The sequence below is a fragment of the Nocardioides sp. S-1144 genome (assembly GCF_005954645.2).
GTDB lineage: Bacteria > Actinomycetota > Actinomycetes > Propionibacteriales > Nocardioidaceae > Nocardioides > Nocardioides dongxiaopingii.
In genome coordinates this window covers 511,809-529,402 of record NZ_CP040695.2, presented here as the reverse complement: position 1 = coordinate 529,402, position 17,594 = coordinate 511,809, and the positions used below count along the sequence as shown (strand labels likewise).

At 74.9% G+C, this 17,594-nt stretch carries 11 protein-coding genes and 1 pseudogene; 3 read left to right on the top strand and 9 right to left on the bottom strand.

The genetic code is table 11. The features are described 5' to 3' along the window. Positions 1-20 precede the first annotated feature (20 nt). From FE634_RS02540 to FE634_RS02505, 8 genes are all read right to left on the bottom strand, one after another. Positions 21-1,307, bottom strand: coding sequence for a M50 family metallopeptidase (locus tag FE634_RS02540; protein ID WP_138874995.1), 1,287 nt, complete (start codon positions 1,305-1,307; stop codon positions 21-23). Further along, positions 1,304-2,365 (bottom strand): lantibiotic dehydratase C-terminal domain-containing protein, encoded by a 1,062-nt coding sequence (locus tag FE634_RS02535; RefSeq protein ID WP_137294428.1) that lies wholly within the window; start codon positions 2,363-2,365, stop codon positions 1,304-1,306. The genes FE634_RS02540 and FE634_RS02535 overlap by 4 nt, the downstream gene beginning before the upstream one ends. Beyond that, positions 2,362-5,202 (bottom strand): lantibiotic dehydratase, encoded by a 2,841-nt coding sequence (locus tag FE634_RS02530; RefSeq protein WP_148240324.1) that lies wholly within the window; start codon positions 5,200-5,202, stop codon positions 2,362-2,364. The genes FE634_RS02535 and FE634_RS02530 overlap by 4 nt, the downstream gene beginning before the upstream one ends. Next, complete coding sequence (locus FE634_RS02525) at positions 5,202-6,818, bottom strand: SagB family peptide dehydrogenase (protein ID WP_148240323.1); 1,617 nt, start codon at positions 6,816-6,818, stop codon at positions 5,202-5,204. The genes FE634_RS02530 and FE634_RS02525 overlap by 1 nt, the downstream gene beginning before the upstream one ends. Before the next feature lie 36 nt (positions 6,819-6,854). Continuing rightward, positions 6,855-8,813 carry a TOMM precursor leader peptide-binding protein gene (locus tag FE634_RS02520; protein ID WP_137294425.1) on the bottom strand — a complete coding sequence of 653 codons (1,959 nt, stop codon included), beginning with the start codon at positions 8,811-8,813 and terminating at the stop codon, positions 6,855-6,857. Next, positions 8,810-10,873, bottom strand: coding sequence for a transcriptional activator protein (locus tag FE634_RS02515; protein WP_148240322.1), 2,064 nt, complete (start codon positions 10,871-10,873; stop codon positions 8,810-8,812). The genes FE634_RS02520 and FE634_RS02515 overlap by 4 nt, the downstream gene beginning before the upstream one ends. Further along, positions 10,870-12,879: a BTAD domain-containing putative transcriptional regulator gene (locus FE634_RS02510; protein ID WP_138874990.1), complete on the bottom strand. Its 2,010-nt coding sequence runs from the start codon at positions 12,877-12,879 to the stop codon at positions 10,870-10,872. The genes FE634_RS02515 and FE634_RS02510 overlap by 4 nt, the downstream gene beginning before the upstream one ends. 110 nt (positions 12,880-12,989) lie before the next feature. Next, the gene (locus tag FE634_RS02505; protein ID WP_138874989.1) at positions 12,990-14,108 is read right to left on the bottom strand and encodes a response regulator transcription factor; all 1,119 of its coding nucleotides are present in this window, start codon (positions 14,106-14,108) and stop codon (positions 12,990-12,992) included. Positions 14,109-14,320: 212 nt separating this feature from the next. On the opposite strand from FE634_RS02505, the gene FE634_RS02500 reads away from it, so the two are divergent. The 3 genes and pseudogenes from FE634_RS02500 (at position 14,321) to FE634_RS21835 (ending at position 16,826) form a co-directional block, all read left to right on the top strand. Continuing rightward, positions 14,321-14,503 (top strand): hypothetical protein, encoded by a 183-nt coding sequence (locus tag FE634_RS02500; RefSeq protein ID WP_137294421.1) that lies wholly within the window; start codon positions 14,321-14,323, stop codon positions 14,501-14,503. 504 nt (positions 14,504-15,007) lie between these two features. Further along, positions 15,008-15,451: pseudogene (locus tag FE634_RS21840) on the top strand (PAS domain-containing protein); the annotation flags it as partial. A gap of 304 nt (positions 15,452-15,755) precedes the next feature. Further along, positions 15,756-16,826, top strand: coding sequence for a PP2C family protein-serine/threonine phosphatase (locus FE634_RS21835; protein ID WP_396954639.1), 1,071 nt, complete (start codon positions 15,756-15,758; stop codon positions 16,824-16,826). Between the two features lie 280 nt (positions 16,827-17,106). Here FE634_RS21835 and FE634_RS02490 read toward each other — a convergent pair whose 3' ends face one another. After that, positions 17,107-17,541, bottom strand: a complete 435-nt coding sequence (locus FE634_RS02490; RefSeq protein WP_138874986.1) for a hypothetical protein — start codon at positions 17,539-17,541, stop codon at positions 17,107-17,109. Positions 17,542-17,594 lie beyond the last annotated feature (53 nt).

The window sequence follows — 17,594 nt, the reverse complement described above, 5'->3', positions numbered from 1 at the left end:
GGGGGTGGGTGCGGCCGGCCTCACGTCCGGCTCCGCTGGGTGGTGGCCAGGCCGGCCACGACGAGGACGGCGACGGCGAGCGGGCCGGCCCACCGCCAGGGACCGGCGGCGTCGGGGATCACCGAGGCCGCCACCCACACCGCGAACGCGGCGCAGGCCAGGACGATCAGCGGCGAGGCCAGCGCGTAGGCGGCGTAGAGCCGGCGCAGGCCACGCGGGTAGCGGGCCACCGCGAGTCGCTGGTCGGTGGCGCGGCGGCCGCCGAGGCGGGCACCGACGGCGAGCGTCGCGTACCCCTGGCTGGCGGCGGTCAGGCCGAGGGTGCCGGTGGCGTGGGTGAGCAGCACGTAGCCGTCCAGCGGGGCGAGCGGCACCAGGTTCACCAGGCCCAAGACCGTGCCCAGCACCAGCACCGCGGCGAGGAACGGCCGGACGGCGGCGTCCGGGGACGTGGCCCACCAGGCGGTCGCGAACGGCACGAGGACCGCGAGGTTGACCACGCAGCCGACGCCGGCCGTGGCCAGGCGGGCCCGTCGTCCCGGCAGGTAGCGGTAGTCCTCGACGCGGCAGAACGGGATCAACAGCGGCAGGCACCAGCTGATGCCGAGCTCGCGGACGCTGCCGCCGTGGGCCCGGGCCACGAGGCCGTGCCCGAGCTCGTGGAGCGCGCCGCTCACCCAGAGCACGGCGACCGTGGCGACGACCACGCCGGGCCGGGCGACGGCGTCCCCGAGCCCGTCGAGCAGGGCCGGCAGGTCCGCGGCGAGCACGCCGAGCATCGTGGCCAGGCCGGCCAGGACCGCGAGCACGCAGGGCCCGGTGGGCAGGTGGCGCAGCGGGGACAGGAGGCCGAGCAGCCGAGCGGTGAGCGCCTGGCCGTCGCGGACGACGGCGACCTCGCCCTTGAGCACCGACCCGCTCCACCGGCGTCCCGACCCGGCCGGGCCGGCGGCGACGGCCGCGGGGACCGGCTCCGCGCCGGGGACGACGAGCATCCCCCGGGCGTGGGCGAGCCCGAGCAGCTGCTGCCAGCCGGTCGCGTCGATCGTCTGGCCGAGCTCGCTCTCGTAGTCGCGGCCGATCCGGGCCAGGGTGCTGGTCCCGTCGAGCCGGGTCAGCAGGAAGTGCTCGCGCAGGCCGATCTCGTGGGTCCGGTCGGTCACCGGGTCGCGCACCAGCCGCACCGCGCGCGGTCCGTGCCACACCCGGTCGCTGACCTGGAGGTCGGCGCGGAGCACCGGCCGGGCGTCGAGGAACGCCGGGGCGGCGCCGTCGACGTCGGCGCGACGGTCGGCCAGGCTGGTCATGTCGGCGCGCCGTCGGTGAGCACCCGACCCAGCAGGTAGGCGAGGTAGGCCTCGTCGCGAATCGTCACGTGCAGGCGGTTGTTGGTCATGTGCAGGTACGGCGAGAGCAGGATGACCAGCGCCTCGCCGGGCTCGGTGACGACCGTCGTGCGGGTGCGGTCCCAGGACCCGAAGGTCAGCCGGCCCGCGCGGGCCAGCTCGGCGACCCGGCCGCGCAGCTCGCGGCAGTGGGCGGCCCAGCCGGCCAGGTGCGGCGGCAGCTCGTCGAGGGCGTCGCGCCGCACCGCCGAGCGCACCCGGTCGAACAGCCCGCCCATCCGCTCGACGTTGTCGGCGAAACCGGTGGCGTACTCCTCGTCGGCGATGAAGTCGGTGCCGGCGAAGTGCGACTGCCAGAAGTCGTGGTAGCGCCGCAGGAAGGTGGCCAGCTCGTCGCGGTCGTCGAGGAAGGACGCCGCCATCACCATCATCAGCTGGGCGGAGGTGCCCAGCAGGACCGAGCGCAGGTGCAGGTTGTTGGTGCGCAGCATCTCGATCGTCAGGTCCGAGGAGTGCTGGAAGTGCCACTCGGCGAGCTCGACGCCGGCCGGGCCGCCGTACTTGCCGTTCTCCGGCTCGTAGGGCAGGTAGGCGAGGTCGTTGTTGGGACGCAGGTTCATCGTCCCGTCCTCGGCCAGGTACTCCTGCTTCTCGTCCTCGCTGAACTCCATCGAGAACAGCTGCTGGTACAGGTCGCCCAGGAAGCCGGTGTCGACGTCGTAGAGGGCCGGGCGGCGGGCCAGGTACTCCCGCACGCGCTTCTCGGCGAGCTCCTTGACCAGCTCGGTGTCCGCGGCGCGCCGCGGCTTGAGCCGCATCCGCACGTGCGGCCCCTCGAGCCAGTAATTGATGAAGAAGTAGCCGTCGAGCAGGTCGCGCTCGGTGAGCTCGGCGAAGACGTCGCGGATGCACCGGGTGAGCAGCGGCTGCGGGTTGGCGGCGTAGTAGACGTGCATGGCCAGCCACTCCCCCGGCTGGTCGTCGGTGTCCCGGGTCGGCTCGGCGGTGAGGGTGGTCATGACGTGGTCCTCTCGGGCTGGACGTGCGTGTCGGACGTGGGGCGGGGCTGGTGCTCGATGGCGAGCTCGACGACGTGGCGTCCCTCGGCGGACCGGCCCGGTGCCGCGTCGAGGTCGGGCAGCATCTCGGTGAACAGCACCAGGGCCTCCTGCTCCAGGACGCCCTCGAGCGCCTGCAGCGACAGGACGCTGCCGAAGTCGACGTACATCGGCTTGGAGCTGCCGGCCCCGCGGAAGCCGGAGGCCACCTGGGTCTTGACGAAGACCTGGCGCGGCATCCGGTGCCGTGCGCGCCAGCGCTGCCAGGTGAGCAGCCGGCTGGCGTCGTCGGCCGGGGCCGCGACGTGCGCGCCGACCGGGAGGTCGGCGGCGCCGACGGCCCAGCAGCGCCGCCGCAGGACGACGTTGCCGCAGCTGACCCGGGGCCGGTAGCCGACGCCGTCCTCGACGGGAGCGGCGGGCAGCCCGCCCCACGGGTCGAACTGGCTCATCGACGTCTGGGCGAACAGCAGCATCGAGCGCGGGATCTCGGGCAGCGCCAGCGGGATCAGGTAGCCGAGGTAGGTCGGCACCACCTCGACGTCGAGGCGCCGCGAGCGCAGCGCCACCCGGCCCTCGTCGGGCAGGTGCACCGCGTAGAGGTCGTCGAGGTGGATCTGCTGCTCGTCCGGGACCGAGCTCTGCTCGCCGGGGCACACGATCTCGTGGTCGGTGAGCCGGTCGTGCAGGTTCAGGTTGCTGGTGACCGGTCCCCCGGTGACCTCGGCGTGCACCACGCCGTCGGCGGCGGCGTCGCGGGCCCGCTCGCGCAGCCGGGCGGTCAGGTCGAGGGCGCCGCCGGTGTCACCCGAGCCGTCGGTGCCGTCGGTGCCGTCGAAGGCGTAGGCGAAGCGGCTGAACGGGAAGTGCAGCCCGCCGTAGCCCTGGTTGAGCACCACGCGCGGCGCCCCGCCCGGCTGGGGCACGAGCTGCACGAGGTGGCTGCGGGGCTCGTCCCCGAAGGGCAGCCGGGCGGTGTGCGCGGCCACGTCGGCGACCACCTCGGGGGCGATCACCAGCTCCTCGGCCAGCTCCTGACCGGCATAGGCGTCGCGGAGCGCGTCGGTGAGGGTGACGCGTGCGGTGTCGAGGCGGTCGACGTCCTCGGAGCGCAGCCAGTTGATCTCCGGCTGGTAGCTGCCGTCGTCGCCGTAGGCCTTCCGCTGCCCGGACATGGTCTGGTACTGCTCGAAGAAGTCCTCGGAGAAGTCGTGCAGCAGCTCCAGGAGGTCCTCGGCCCGGCCGCCGGTCCCGAAGCGGGCCACGAAGTAGGCCTGGAAGGTCAGCCGCTGGGCGAGGGTGACGTCCCAGGCGCGCAGCAGCGGGTCGACGGCGCGCAGCGGCTCGAGGACGTCGCGGTCCCAGCCCTGCTCGTCGAGGACGATCGGGTCGGCGCCGGCGACGCAGTCCTCGTAGACGAGGGTCTGCGGCACGGCGTCCGGCGAGTCGTCGCCGAGGGTGGCGAAGACCTCGGCGACCATCGCGCGCACCTCGGCCAGCACGACGGCGCGGCCGGCGACGTCGGCCTCGGCGTGGTCGGCGAGCCGGGCCCGCACGTCGTCGAGGCGGTCGCCGATGGCGACGGCCCAGGCGACCGGGTTCGCGGTGCCGCCGGGACCGAGGGTCACCAGGGTGCGGAGCACCTCGGCGAGCGCGGCGACCGGGTCGGCGGCGTGCACCGGCACCTGGAGGCCGGGCACCTCGACGAGGCCGAGGCGCAGCAGCGCGGCGAGGTAGGACTCGCTGGCCTCCAGGTCGGCGTCGTGCCGGACGGCGAGCCAGGCGGCCACCGTGGCGAACGTGGGGGCCGGGCCGGCGCCGCCGAGCAGGTCGAGCAGCTCGTCGAGCGCCTCGCCGTTGCGCAGGAAGAACAGCTTGTCGGTGACGGCGTCGAAGGTGACGGCCTGCTGCTCCTCGCCGCCCTCGATCCAGCGCCGCACGTAGCGGATCCGGTCGTCGTCGTGGACCCAGCCGGCCGTGGCGGCGACCGGGAGGTCGCCACGCTTGTCGGCGTCGTCGAGGACGAGGCGGCAGATCCGGTTCAGGACGGCGACGTTGAGCCGCACGTGCGAGCGGGTCGCGGCGTCGACCGGGTAGCCGTCGGTGCCGGCGCCGTCGGGGCCGAAGGTGGCCACCTGCACGGGGGTGAAGGTGCCGAACGGGCTCGGCTTGACCACCGTGCGCCCGACGTAGGACAGCACCGAGCGCTCGAGCTTGCGGCGCTTCTTGTCGACCTTCTCCGGCGGCATCCGCAGGAACCCGCCGAGCTGGTTCGACAGCGGCGGCGACGCGACGAGGACGCCGGCACGGAGCTCGGGCCGGTCGGCGAGCCGCTGCAGCGCGACCCGGCTGGCGGCGACGTCGGCGTCGACGATGCCCGGGCCGGCGGCGACCCGAGCGACGAGGGCGCGCTCGGCCAGGTGCCACTGCTCGAGGAGCCGGCCGGTGCCGGCGTGCAGCCCGGCGACGAGGGCGATGTCGGCGACCGGGTCGGCGAGCGGCTGGCCGCGGAAGACCCGGCGGCGCAGGTTGACCAGGAAGCGACGCTGCTCCTGGTCGGCGTTGTCGCCGACGAGCGGGTGCAGGGCGTCGCTGAGGCCGGTGGCCAGGGCGGAGACCGACACCTCGAGGGCCAGCACCGACGTCGCCCAGGCCGTGGCGACCTCGTCGCGCAGGGCGTCGAGGACGTCGACGGGCAGGCCGCCGATGCGGGCCAGGGCCATCGGCGCCAGGCCGGGGCGCAGGGTGCGGCGCAGCAGCGCGCGGGTGGCGAGGTCGGCGTCGTAGGTCGCGGTCATCACGCACCCGCCTCGACGTGCGCCGGGACCTCGGCCGGGACGAGCGACGACCCGAAGTCGCCCTCGGAGCCCCGCTCGCGGCCCACGGCCATCACGAGCAGTGGCTTCTCGCCCGACTCCTCCAGCCCCAGGAGCTCGATGAAGGAGATGTTGTCGAAGCCGAGGGCCACGCCGCAGCCGGTGTCGAGCGCAGCGGCCGCGGTGTAGGTGGCCTGCGAGACCGCGCCGATGGTGGCGTTGACGAGGCGGTAGCCCCGGGAGCCGACGGCGTCGAGCACGGCGTGGGTGCGCACGGTCGGCACGATCACGGCGCCGGCCTGCTCCATGTTGTAGTTCGAGAGGAAGTAGTTGTCCTGGAGGAAGCGCCCCTGCCCGCCGGCCACGACCGGCTCGAGCGCGTGCTCGGCCGGGTGGTAGCGGTAGGCGCCGGGGGCGACGCCCTCGACGTGGTTGACGAAGGCGTAGAGCGTGGTGATCCCCCGGGCGTCCGCGCCTGACGGCGTCGCCTCGCTGGCGACCGCGCCGGCCTGGCCGGCGGCCAGCAGCGCGCCGAGCTCCTCGGCCGGCATCGGGTCGCCCTGGAAGCGACCGAAGCTGCTGCGGCGCCGGCGCAGGGCCGCGCGGACGTCGACCGGCATCGGCCGCGCCGGCGGCAGCGCGACCAGCGACCCGTCGTCGGGGGCGGGGAAGGTGGGCCGCGCCGCGTCCAGCGACGCCGGCGTCGGCACGTCGAGGCACCCGGCCTGGGTCTCGGCCTGCATCGTCTCGACCGCCTCGAACCCGAAGCTGACCCGCGACTTCTCGTGGTCGCGCAGCGCGACCCGGGCACCGGTGGGGGCGGCGGTGGTGACGGCCCCGGGACCGCCGAGCGGCACCACGGCGTGGATGCCCTCGAGGCTCGGCTCGACGCCGAGCAGGTGGGCCAGCGCGGGCTCGTCGAACCACAGGTGCGGCTCGACGGCCGCCCCGCGGGCCCGGCTCCACAGCCGCCAGGTGCCCAGCACGGTGCCGACGTCCATGGTCACGGCGTGGAAGCTGAAGCTGTTGTACTTGAACGCGTTCTGCCAGTACTTGATGCCGAGCACGAGAAAGGTGTCGGTGTCGTCGCAGCGCCCGCCCAGCGCGGCCCGGACGTCGCCGCTGACGTCGCCGACGAGCAGCCGCTGCAGGGCGTGGTGCGAGGGTGAGTAGTGGTAGACGCCGGGCACCAGGTCCGAGGAGGGACCGGCCACCAGGTAGACGGCGACGGGGTAGAGACCGCCGCCCGAGGCCGTGCCGCGCGACCAGTTGGCGTCGACGTACCAGGGCAGCCCGCCGAGGTCGGTGTTGGCCTGGATGCCGAGCCGGCGACCCGAGAGCCCGTAGGAGTCCTGGAGCAGCGCGCCGAGGGTGTCGAGGTCGTGACCGAGGCGGTGGGTCTCCGCGCCGTGCAGGCCGGCGTCGACGCTCGCGTCGCCCGGGTAGGGCGCTGTGCCCAGCGGGAGCCGGTCGGCGTCGGGGTAGAACTTCTGCTTGCGCGGCTTGTCGCTCCAGTTCGGGACGAAGTCGACGGGATCCATGTAGACCCGTCCGCGGTGCAGGATCTGCTCGGTGTAGTCGTGCGCGAAGGTCGTCATCGCGTTCTCCTGGGGTGTCGGCAGGTGGTGCGGGGGTCAGGGCAGGGGGTGCGGGGCCGGGGTGAGCTCCTCGGCCGTGAGGTCGCGGTCGTCGAGGCCGGCCTCGCGGCGCGCGGTGAGCATCCGGGGCTGCGAGCGCGCCCGCTGGCGCGACCAGCCGAAGTCGAGCGGCAGCAGGCCGGGCACCAGCACGCTGACCGTGTGCAGGCCGAGGGCCCGCTGCTCGGGCATCGTCTGGTCGACCACCAGCACGTCGAAGCCGGCGTCGGTGACCAGGCCCAGCACCGTGTCGAGGTCCGTCCGCAGGTCGAGCGAGGGGCGCGGGCGCGGCCGGTCGACCTCGAAGCGCTGGTGCACGGTGCTCGTCGGCTGCTCGGCGAGCAGGAAGTCGGAGTAGCCCCGCATCTCCGGGATGCCGTGCAGCAGCGGGTGGTCGTGCAGCGACTGGACGTGGGCGAAGTCGTCGACCATGGCCCGCAGGCGCGGCTCGTGGTTGGTGCAGCGCAGCCGGCTGTTGGGGGCGTCGGTGGCGATCTCGCAGAGCGCGCCCTCGATGGCGACCTCCGGGTCGAGCGAGGCGCCGGCGCCGAAGCACAGGCGGCCCATGCCGCCGTCGACGCGCTCGGCGACGCCGATGACGACGGGCACCGGGAAGGTGACCCGGGCGTCGAAGAAGCGGGCGCGGTAGCCGTGCAGCGCGAGCCGCTCGACGGTGGCCCGGGTGGAGAGGTTGGCGCTGCTCGCGACGTCGATCTCCGGGAGCGGGCGTCCGCCGTACCAGCCGAGCAGGAAGGCGTCGCGCTCGAGGACCTCGAGGAGCCCGAACCAGGTCGCCTCGACCTCGCTGGCCCCCGTCGCGCAGCCGCTGGAGCTTTCCTGCACGAACCGGTTCTCCTGGCCGGGGATGTGGTAGTAGGCCTGCACCTCGGGCACCAGGACCGGGCGGTCGTCGCGCAGCGAGTGCGCCCAGACCCAGCGGATCGGGCGGTCGGGGTCGAAGGGGTGGATCCAGGGGTGCTCGGCGTGGAAGGCGTCGTCGTAGAGCCCGCACGTGCGCGGGTCGAGCACCCCGGCGCCGCCGGCGTCCGCGGCGACCTCGTGGTAGCTGGCCGTGACCGCGGTCGTGACGCCGCGCGGGCGCATCCCGGCGGCCCGCTCGAGGCCTTCCAGGACGCCGATCCGGGCGCTGACGTCGAACCGGTCGTCGTGCCCGCCCCAGAACGTCTCGCGCAGGTACTCGGCGGACCGGACCATCAGGCAGCCGACCGTGGCCGACGTCGTCGTCGAGGTGACGTCGCGGACGATGCCGGGACCCAGGGCGCCGCACACCGGGTTGGCGTAGGCGTCGAGGTCGAGGTCGTAGTCGAAGATCGAGCGGCCGCGGTAGCTGTCGGGGGCCGGCTTCGGCGAGGCCGCGAGGTGCGGCTGCCACGGGGCGTCCTCGGGCAGCGCGCCGCAGGACTGGCACTCGGGGTCGGCGACGACGGCGTGCCGGGTGACGTGCAGCCGCTCCAGGTCGACGTCGTGCACCTCGGCGTGCAGTGTGCCGGGCCGCGGCCCGACCAGGGCCGAGAGCGAGGCCACGGTGAGGTCCGCGAAGGGGTTCGCCCACGGCTCGTCGACACCGTGGCGGGCGCCGTGGCCGAGCTCGAGCGCGGTGCGCAGCGTCTCGGGGCGCACCGCCTGCCAGCGGCGGGCCAGGCAGGTGGGGCAGGCCTCGCCGGGCACGGGGGCGACCGGGCCGACCAGCGCCTGGCGGTCGTGCACCAGGACCGGCGGGCCGTCGGTGCCGTCGGTGCCGTCGGTGCCGTCGGGGCCCGCGGTGTCGTCGAGGTCCGGGGCGACCCGGAAGGCGTCGTCGAGACCGAGCCACGCGGTCCTCGGCCGACCCCCGGCACCCACGGCGGCGACGGCGGCGGCGAGGCCGGGCAGCGGCCGCGCCCGGCGCTGGGTGTCGGGCGGCGCCACGCCCGGTCGGGCCGGGGTGATGGTCATCGGGCCGAGCCGTCCTCGACGAGGGTGACCGCGACGGTCTCGACCCCGGCCGGGGCGAGCGCCGCGGTGGTCGTGCGGACCGCGACGGGTGACAGCCCGGAGACCGCCAGCCGGGTGACCGACTCCTCCCAGGTGGGCGCGGTCGGCCGGGTCCCGGCGTCGTCGCGCACCTGGAGGGTCCACGGGTCCAGGGCCGGCACGACGGGCTCGACCACGCTGCACGACGCGGGCTCCGCGGCGGTGCCGGCGGCGTCGGTGCGGGCCTGGACGGTGCCGACGACGTCCACCACGGCGTCGCGGACGGCGGTGGGCAGGTCGAGCGCGGCGGCGACGGCGTGGACGTCGCGGTGGCTGGGCGAGCGGACCAGGGCGACCCGGGCGGCGCCGGCGGGCGCGGCGACCTCGAGCACCTCGAGCTCGACGCCGAGCAGCTCGGCCGAGCGCAGCAGGAAGGTGACCTCGGCGCCGCGGCGGGTGCCCGGGACGGCGTCCTGGGTCAGGCAGGCGTCGAGGTCGACGCGGTGCACCGGCGCGCCGCGCAGGGCGTCGACGACGCCCCGGTGGGCCACCGCCCGGGCCAGGGCCCGCACGGTCGCCGCGCCGAGGGTGCCGCCGGCGGCGTGGCCGGTGTGCTCGCCGGTCGCGGGCGCCTCCACCTCGACCGCGTCGGCCAGCGACCGACCGCGGGTCGGCCGGGTGCGGGCCGTGGCCGCGTGCCGCACGGCGACCCGGTCGAGCACCCGCAGCCGCGCGGCGGCCACGTGGTCGATGTCGGCCACGACGAGCGTCTCGGTGCGGTCCCGGCCGGTCGAGAGGGTGGCGCTGCTCAGCTTGAGCGGGGTCTGGGTCCACGCGTCGTCGGTGAACTCCGGGACCAGCCCGGTGTGCTGCTGCACGAGCCGGGAGCGCTGGTTGAGGGCGACCGCGACCGGGTCCTCGTCGGCCGCGCCCTCGTGGGCGTGGGCGTCGTAGGGCGGGTCGAGCAGGGTCCAGTCGATGGTGTCGTCGGGGTCGAGCGGCCGCGTCGTCGGCAGCGCCGGGTCGGGCAGCAGCCCCTCGGCGACGACGTCGAGCGAGTCGAGGTCCTGGATGACGACGCCGCCGCGGGTCTCGGCGGGCAGGCAGCCGGTGACGGCCCGGAAGACCTCGTAGGCGAGGTGGTTGCCGATCATCGCGGCCATCGGGCCCTCCGGACCGACGGGCGAGCCGAGGGCGGGCTGCGCGACCTGCTCCCAGACCGCCGCCTCGTCGGCCTGGCGGCCGCGCCCGAGGGCGCGGACGGCGCCGGCCCAGGTGGTCTGGCTGCCGGGCTCGATGATCGGGCCGATCACCGAGCGACGGCCGATGACCCAGGCCGGCAGCACGACGACGCCGGACGGCGCCGCCCCGGCCTCGGCCTCGAGGCGGTGGGCCTGCGCGACCGCGCCGGTCCCGGCGACCACGACGACGTCGACGTCGCCCAGGTCGGCCCAGCCGCGCGGCCCCGTGCCGGCGTCGAGCGGCTGCAGGACGGTGGTGACGCCGGCGGCGGCGAGCTCGGCGACGGTCGCCCCCACCTCGGGGTCGCCGGCGACGTCCGCCACCAGCGTGCTCGCGCCGTTGCGGACCAGGGCCCGGACGCACCAGGTGGCGACGTCACCGGTGCCGAGCACGGCCACGCGGGCCGAGCGGAAGCGCTCGAAGCGGCGCGAGGCGTCGTCGACGTAGTGGTCGATGTAGTTGAGCTGGGCGCCGAAGCGCTCGGTGACCGCGGCGTCGTCGAGCTCGAGGTCGCCGCCGGTGGCGGCGACGTCGCGGGCGAAGCCGCGCTCGAGGAGCGAGGAGACCAGGGTCGCCATCATCGAGCGCTGGGCCTCGCCGAGCCCGCCGCCGAGCTCGGCGACGCTGGCGCGACCGTCGAGGTGCGGGACCACGAGCGAGGCGAAGCGGTAGGCGCTCCCGGAGTTGAGGTGGAAGCCGCCCTTGGAGTTGTGGAAGAGCACCCCCTGCGGGGTCTCGGTGAAGAGGACGTCGCGCTGGAGTCGGGGGCGGGTGGGGGCGATCTGGTCGAACGTGGTCATCGGGCACCTTCCTGGGGCGGATCGAGGGCGGGACAGGGGCGGAGGACGGGGACGGCGCTCGGGCCGCGCGCCGGGGCCGGGCTCCGGAGGGCGAAGGCCCGCACGAGCGGGTCGACCCGGAACGTCCCCGGGGCGAGCTCGTCGAGCCAGCCGCGGTTGACGAGGTCGTCGAGGTGCTGGTGGGGCGGCCCGAACCGGTCGCCGTCGAGGGCGTCCCCGGCCTCGCGCAGCGAGAACCCGTCGTCGTCGAGCGCGGACAGACGGGTCACGACGTCGGGCAGCGGGGGCTCCAGGCGCAGCATGGCCAGGTCGAAGTAGGCCGCGAGCGACAGGTCTCCCGCGCCGCCGGAGAGCCGGGCCACCGGGTCCTCCCGCAGCCACTGCGCCGCCGCGGACAGGCCCCAGGCCGGCCGGGTCTGGAGGGTCGCCGCGAAGACGCGCAGCGCGAGCGGGTTGCGCCAGCAGTGGGTGACGATGTCGTAGGCGGCCAGCATGTCCTCCGCGACGCCGGCGGGGCCGAGCAGCCGGCCGAGCAGCGCCAGGGCGTCGGCCATCTGCAGCTCCTCGACGCGGTGGACCAGCGCCCCGTGGGTGCGCACCAGCCGCAGCATCGGCGCCCCGGTGGTGATCAGCACCGAGCGGTGCGGGTAGGCGTCGGCGATGGCGGCGACGTCCTGCTCGCGCACGGCGTCGTCGAGGAGGAGCAGCCCGGGCGACGTCGACGTGTCGTGGGCGCCGGGGCCGAGCTGGGCGGCGAGGTCGGCCACCACGTCCTCGCGGTCGCGGGGCCGGTCGTCGTGGTCGCGCATCCGGACCATGGCCTGCACCGAGCCACCGGCGCCGTGCCCGGCCACGTGCTCGGCGACGCGGGCCGCGGCGTGCAGGGCGAGCGAGGTCTTGCCGACGCCGGGCGAGCCGACGAGCAGGCACAGCGAGCGGACGCCGTCGCGCCCGGTCAGCTGGTTCACCAGCCGGTCGAGCTCGTCCTCGCGGCCGACGAAGCCGGAGCTCCCGAGCAGCGACCGGGACGTGGGCAGGGTGGGCGCCGGGGCGGGCGGCTGCTCCTCGACGACCGCGGCCGGGCGCAGGAGGTGGACGGTGCCGCCGGTGCCGCCGGCGTCGCCCACGCCCGAGGCGACCGGGCCGGCCGCGGCCGGGCCGGTGGTGTCGTCGACGGCGGGCGCCGCGACCGACAACGAGGTCGCCGTCGGGGCGGGCGGCGCGGTGGCGCCCGGGACCATCGGCTGGCCGGTGAGGATCGCCATCTCGGCCGCGGTCAGCTCGGGCGTCGGGTCGAGCCCGAGCTCGTCGGAGAGGTACTGCTTCATCCGGGTGCACTCGGCCAGGGCGTCCTCGCGGCGACCGGCGCGGTAGAGCACCCCGACGAGCTGGAGGGCGAAGCGCTCGTGGCCCTCGTGGCTGCGGGTGAGCAGCTGCAGCTCGGCCAGCGCCTCCTGGTCGCGGCCGTCGCGGACGAGCAGGTCGACGATGCGCTCGAGCACCTGCAGCCGCTCCTCCTCCAGCAGCGGGACCACGCCGCGGTGCAGGACGTCGGAGCCGACGTTGCACAGCAGCGAGCCCTGCCAGAGGTCGAGCGCGCCGCGGAGGGCGCGCACCTGCGGGTCGACGCCCTCGAGGCGGGTCGAGCCGACGACGTGCTCGCGGAAGAGGAGGAGGTCGAGCTCTTCGACGCCGGCCCGCAGCCGGTAGCCGCCGGACACGGTCTGGATGAGGTCGTCGCCCAGGTTGTGGCGCACGAGCAGCTTGCGCAGCCGGGTGGTGCAGGTGCGCAGGGCCGAGCGGGCGTCGACGTCGGCCTCGTCGCCCCACACGGCCCGCAACAGGAACTCGTTCGAGGTGACCTCGTTGGGCGAGGTGAGCAGGGTGGCGAGCATGCTCACCGGCTTCGACGCCGGTAGCGGCTGGTAGCTCTCCCCGTCCCACACGCTCACGGGTCCGAGCACCCGGAACGTCGGGTGGGGGGCCGGCAGGTGGTCGGGGTTCATGTCCTCGACACTGCGGCCGGGTCAGCACCCCCGACAAGGGAGCCGGCGGGGGCACAACCGGACGTGGCACCTTCTGCACGGCGAGCGGGCGAGCCGCGCGCCGGGAGGTCTCAGCGGCGCTCGGTGGCCTCGACCCAGCCCCGGTCGCAGCAGATCACGCCGAGCTCGAAACGGCTGTTGGAGCCGAGCTCCTGGCTGATCTGGGACACCAGCCGGCGCACCGAGCGCAGCGACATCCCCACGCGCCTGGCGATCGCCTCGTCCTTGTTGCCGCGGCCGAGGAACCGGATCACCTCGAGCTCGAGCTCGTTGGGCTCCCAGCGGTCGGGACGGTCCTCGTCGTCCCCGAGCGGGCGACCTCCGCGCCACAGCGACTCGAAGGTCTCGCGCATCAGCCGGATCAGGCTGTGGTGGCGGACGATCGTGGCTCCGGCCCCCGGGTCGTCGGGGTCGGTGGGCATGATCGCCGCGGAGTCGTCGACCAGGATCATCCGGGTCGGGAGGGTGGCCGCGACCCGCACGTCGGCGCCGAGCCCGACGAGCTCGGCGAGGTAGGCGGCGTACTCGCGGGAGCGGCGCACGTGCCCGGTGAGCACCAGCATCCTGGTCTGGACCCCCCGCTCGAGGAGCACGGTGTCGCCCCGGCGCGCGGTCTCCATCGCCTCGGGGCTCGGCAGCATCGTCAGGACGGTGAGGACCTCGCTCGTGGCCTGCCCGAGGAGCTCGGAGATCCGGTCGGCCACGTGGTCACGGCCCTCGACCTGCTCGAGGCTGCTGCGCTGGCGGGTGTCGTGGTCGTCGACGAGCTCGATCAGCTGCTGGGTCGCCTGCCGGGTCTGGCTGAGTCGTTCCTGCGCGAACCGGAGGGTGCGGTCGCGCTCCTCGATCAGCCGGGTCAGGCCCACGCGGGGGCCTACCGGCCGCAGCGTGCCGTCGACCTCCTGCGACGGGACCAGCAGCCCCTTGGCGACCAGGGAGGCGATGGCCGGGGTGACGGCGTCCTCCCCGACCTGCAGGTGCTCGCGCAGCTGCTGGGGCGACCACTCGTCGGCGAGCAGCGTCTGCTGGTAGACCCGCAGCGCCACCGGGTCGAGACCCAGGGCGGCGAAGGACTCCACGTCGCGCTCGGTGAGCGGCGTGCGCTCGGCGCCGGACGCGGACGGACCGCTCCTGGCGACGACGGGCTCGTCGGAGGGACCGGTGCCCACGGCATCGGTGGTCGCGACCATCTCTTCTCCTCCACCCGAGTTGAGCGCACTGTACAAGTCGTCGACGACCCCTTGGGGTCGCCCCGGACCGGCTGGTGTGACCCGTGCCGCCCGGGGGTGACTTGTGTCCTGACACCTTCTACCCCCCGGTCGACCCGTGACCCAGGCATACCCCGCGGAGCATGGTGGTAACGAAGCCAGGGACCGCACATCACGACGAAGGGACACCAACCATGCGCACCAGGATCATGTCGGGAATCGTCGGGGTCGTCCTCTGCACCGGGGTCGCGGTGGGCTCGGCAGCACCGGCCTCGGCCGCCGGCACCGACCCCGTGCTCAAGGCGGCGGCCGCCGCCGTGCAGGTGCTCGAGGGGCGCCCCCACGTGCCGCAGTCGCCCTGCATCGACTGCTGGTGAGCGACTGCTCGTGAGCGCCCCCGGCCACCCCGGCGGGTGGCGCGGGGCCACGTACAATCGTCGAGCGTTCTCGCAGCAACGTTGCCCGTGCTGCCGCACCTCCGTTCGTCGGGCACACGACCTCGCTGACGGTTTCCTCTCATCGTGGGGTCATCCGGCCTGAGGAGTGGAACCACCATCACATCGTCGACCAGCCGCGCCGACCAGGCGTTCACCGCCGACCTGGAGAGCTCCTTCGACGAGCTCGGCTACCTCGTGGGCAACGAGCCGTCCGCCGTCCTCCTGGTGGACCTGAGCTCCCGCGACGTCGTGCACGCAAACGCCGTCGCCCGCCAGCTCGCACCCGGGCTGCAGCTCCCGAGCCCGCTCGACGTCTGGTCCGACGCGGCCGGGCTGCGCGACCTCGAGGGCGGTCTGCTCTCCGAGACTACCCACCCGCTGTCGCGCCTGGCCCGCACCGAGCCGGTGAACGGCCAGGCGGTCTCGGCCCTCCGCGGCAGCGACATGGGTCAGCAGCGCCAGCCGCTCTGGGTGGTCGCGCTGCCGATGCTCGACTCGCCGATGCTCAAGTCCTACGCGCTGGTCGTGATGCTGCCGATCGGACGGCGCAAGGAGGTGCCGCCGGCGACGAGCCTCGACCTGCACTCGCGCGCGGTGGTGGCCACCGGGCTGTCCTTCACCCTCGCCGACGCGACCGACCCCGACCTGCCCCTGGTCTGGGTGAACCCCGCCTTCACCGCCACCACCGGCTACACGCTGGAGGAGTCGGTCGGTCGCAACTGCCGGTTCCTCCAGGGCGCCGGCACCGACCCGGCCGACGTCGACCGCATCCGCCGGGCCGTCCGTGCCGGCGAGGACGTCACGTGCACCGTGCTGAACTACCGCAAGGACGGCACGGCGTACTGGAACCAGGTGCACATCAGCCCGGTCCACGGCCCCGAGGGCGCGCTCACCCACTTCGTCGGCATCCAGACCGACGTGACCGGGCGGATCGAGGCCGACCGCGCCCGCGACGCCGCGCTGCTCGCCGAGCGCCGGGCCCGGGCGGCGTCCGAGGCCGCCGAGGAGCGGCTCCAGCTGCTCGTCGACGCCAGCAGCGGCCTGGTCGGCGCCACCGACGTCGCCGACGCCCACCGCCGGCTGATCGACCTGCTCGTCCCGCGGGTCGCCGACTTCGCCCTGGTCCTCGGGCCGAGCGGCACCGACGACCTCGGCGTCCTCGCCGCCCAGCACAGCACCGAGAAGCTCGTCGGTGACCTCCGCGACGTGGCCGACGGCCTGGCCGCCGCGCTCGTCGCCGGGCCCCCGGTCGACGTCCTCGTGGGCGCCGACGGCGGGCGCCTGCTCACCGACCTCGACACCCCCGAGGGCAGCGACACCCGCCGCGACTACATCGCCGACGAGCACTACCTCGCCGCCAGCGCGGCGTTCCCGGTGCGCTCCGCCGTCCTGGTGCCGCTGCCCGGTCGTGGCCCCGCGACCGAGGTGCTGGTCCTGGGTCGCTCCCCCGACCGCCCGCAGTTCACCCGCGACGACGTCGAGGTGGCCGCCGACCTCGGCCGCCGCGTCGGCGTCCTGGTCGAGAACACCCGGCTCCACGAGCTCCAGCGCAGCAACTCCGAGGTGCTGCAGCGCAGCCTGCTGCCCGACCTGCCCGTCATCCGCGGGATCCGCTCGGCGGCGCAGTACCACGCCGGGGCGGTCGGCTCGCAGGTCGGCGGCGACTTCTACGACCCTCACCACCCTCGCCGACGGCACCATCGCCCTCGCGGTCGGCGACGTCGTCGGGCACGACATCCTCGCGGCGGCCGCGATGGGCCAGCTGCGCGGGCTCCTGCGCGCCTGCGTGCACGACCCCGACGCCACCCCGTCGAGCGTGATCGCACGGGTCGAGCGGCTGCTCGTCGACCTCCAGCTGCGCACGATCGCCTCCATGCTCCAGGTGTTCCTGACCCGGACGCCGGACGGCTGGGACCTCGTCTGGTCGTGCGCCGGGCACCCGCCGCTCGCCGTCCGGTACCCCGACGGCCGCGTCGAGCTGCTCGGCCGGACCGACGGCAACGACCCCCTGATCGGCGTCGGGCACCCCGACCGCCACGAGGAGTCCGCGACCCTGCCCGTCGGCACCCTGCTGCTGGGCTACACCGACGGGCTCGTCGAGCGCCGCACGGAGTCCCTCGACCTGGGTCTGCACCGGCTGCTGCACCACGTGCGGGTCGGCCCCGCCGACCCTGCCGGCCTCGTCGAGCACCTGGTGGAGCACCTCACGCGCGGTTCCGACCACGACGACGACATCGCCCTGGTCGCCGTCCGGCTGGACTAGCCGGACCGGTCGCGGGGATCCTCGGGCACGACGGCGCCCGCCCCGTTACGCTTCGACCGGCCCGCCTCCGGGCACGGCCGACCAGCGCCCCGCGTCCGCAATCCCCCCCAGACGGACGTGGGGCGCTGGCTCTTCGCTGACCCGTCGCTGATCACTGACGGGTCAGCCTGGTTTCTACGCTGACCCGTCGCTGATCACTGACGGGTCAGCCTGGGTTCTGCGCTGACCCGTCGCTGATCACTGACGGGTCGACCTGGTTTCTGCGCTGACCCGTCGCTGATCAGCGACGGGTCAGCGTGAGGAGGTAGGAGTAGCCGGCGTCGAGGGTCGGGGTGGCGAGGGAGGTTTCCTCGCCGGTCACGACCGTGAACTCCTCGACCAGGTCGTTGAGGTTGCTCCCGCCCGACTCGCCGGACGGCGCCAGCCGCTGGTCGCTGGACACCTCGACCTCGCCGTCGCCGACCTCGGTGACCTCGAAGGTGATCTCCTCGCCGACGCTCTCGACCGTGGCGGTGGCCCCGACCTCGACCTCGAGGGTCGTGACCTCGGGCGTCGCCTGGTGCTCGGGGTCCCAGCCGTTCCAGTCGGAGGCCTCGATCGTGAGCATTTGCGCCGGGACGTCGGCCGCCCCGGCACCGGCGTCGTCCCCGCACCCGGTCAGCGCGAGCGGGCCCAGGACGACGGCGACGAGCAGGTGGCGAGTGGTGGTCGTCATACCTGCTCCGACGCCGGCGCGCGGCCGCTGGTTCCCCGGGCCCGTGTGACCTG

Coding starts and splice junctions, on each gene's coding strand:
- FE634_RS02540 (WP_138874995.1), bottom strand. CDS start 1,307: ATGACCAGCCTGGCCGACCGTCGCGCCGACGTCGACGGCGCCGCCCCG.
- FE634_RS02535 (WP_137294428.1), bottom strand. CDS start 2,365: ATGACCACCCTCACCGCCGAGCCGACCCGGGACACCGACGACCAGCCG.
- FE634_RS02530 (WP_148240324.1), bottom strand. CDS start 5,202: ATGACCGCGACCTACGACGCCGACCTCGCCACCCGCGCGCTGCTGCGC.
- FE634_RS02525 (WP_148240323.1), bottom strand. CDS start 6,818: ATGACGACCTTCGCGCACGACTACACCGAGCAGATCCTGCACCGCGGA.
- FE634_RS02520 (WP_137294425.1), bottom strand. CDS start 8,813: ATGACCATCACCCCGGCCCGACCGGGCGTGGCGCCGCCCGACACCCAG.
- FE634_RS02515 (WP_148240322.1), bottom strand. CDS start 10,873: ATGACCACGTTCGACCAGATCGCCCCCACCCGCCCCCGACTCCAGCGC.
- FE634_RS02510 (WP_138874990.1), bottom strand. CDS start 12,879: ATGAACCCCGACCACCTGCCGGCCCCCCACCCGACGTTCCGGGTGCTC.
- FE634_RS02505 (WP_138874989.1), bottom strand. CDS start 14,108: ATGGTCGCGACCACCGATGCCGTGGGCACCGGTCCCTCCGACGAGCCC.
- FE634_RS02500 (WP_137294421.1), top strand. CDS start 14,321: ATGCGCACCAGGATCATGTCGGGAATCGTCGGGGTCGTCCTCTGCACC.
- FE634_RS02490 (WP_138874986.1), bottom strand. CDS start 17,541: ATGACGACCACCACTCGCCACCTGCTCGTCGCCGTCGTCCTGGGCCCG.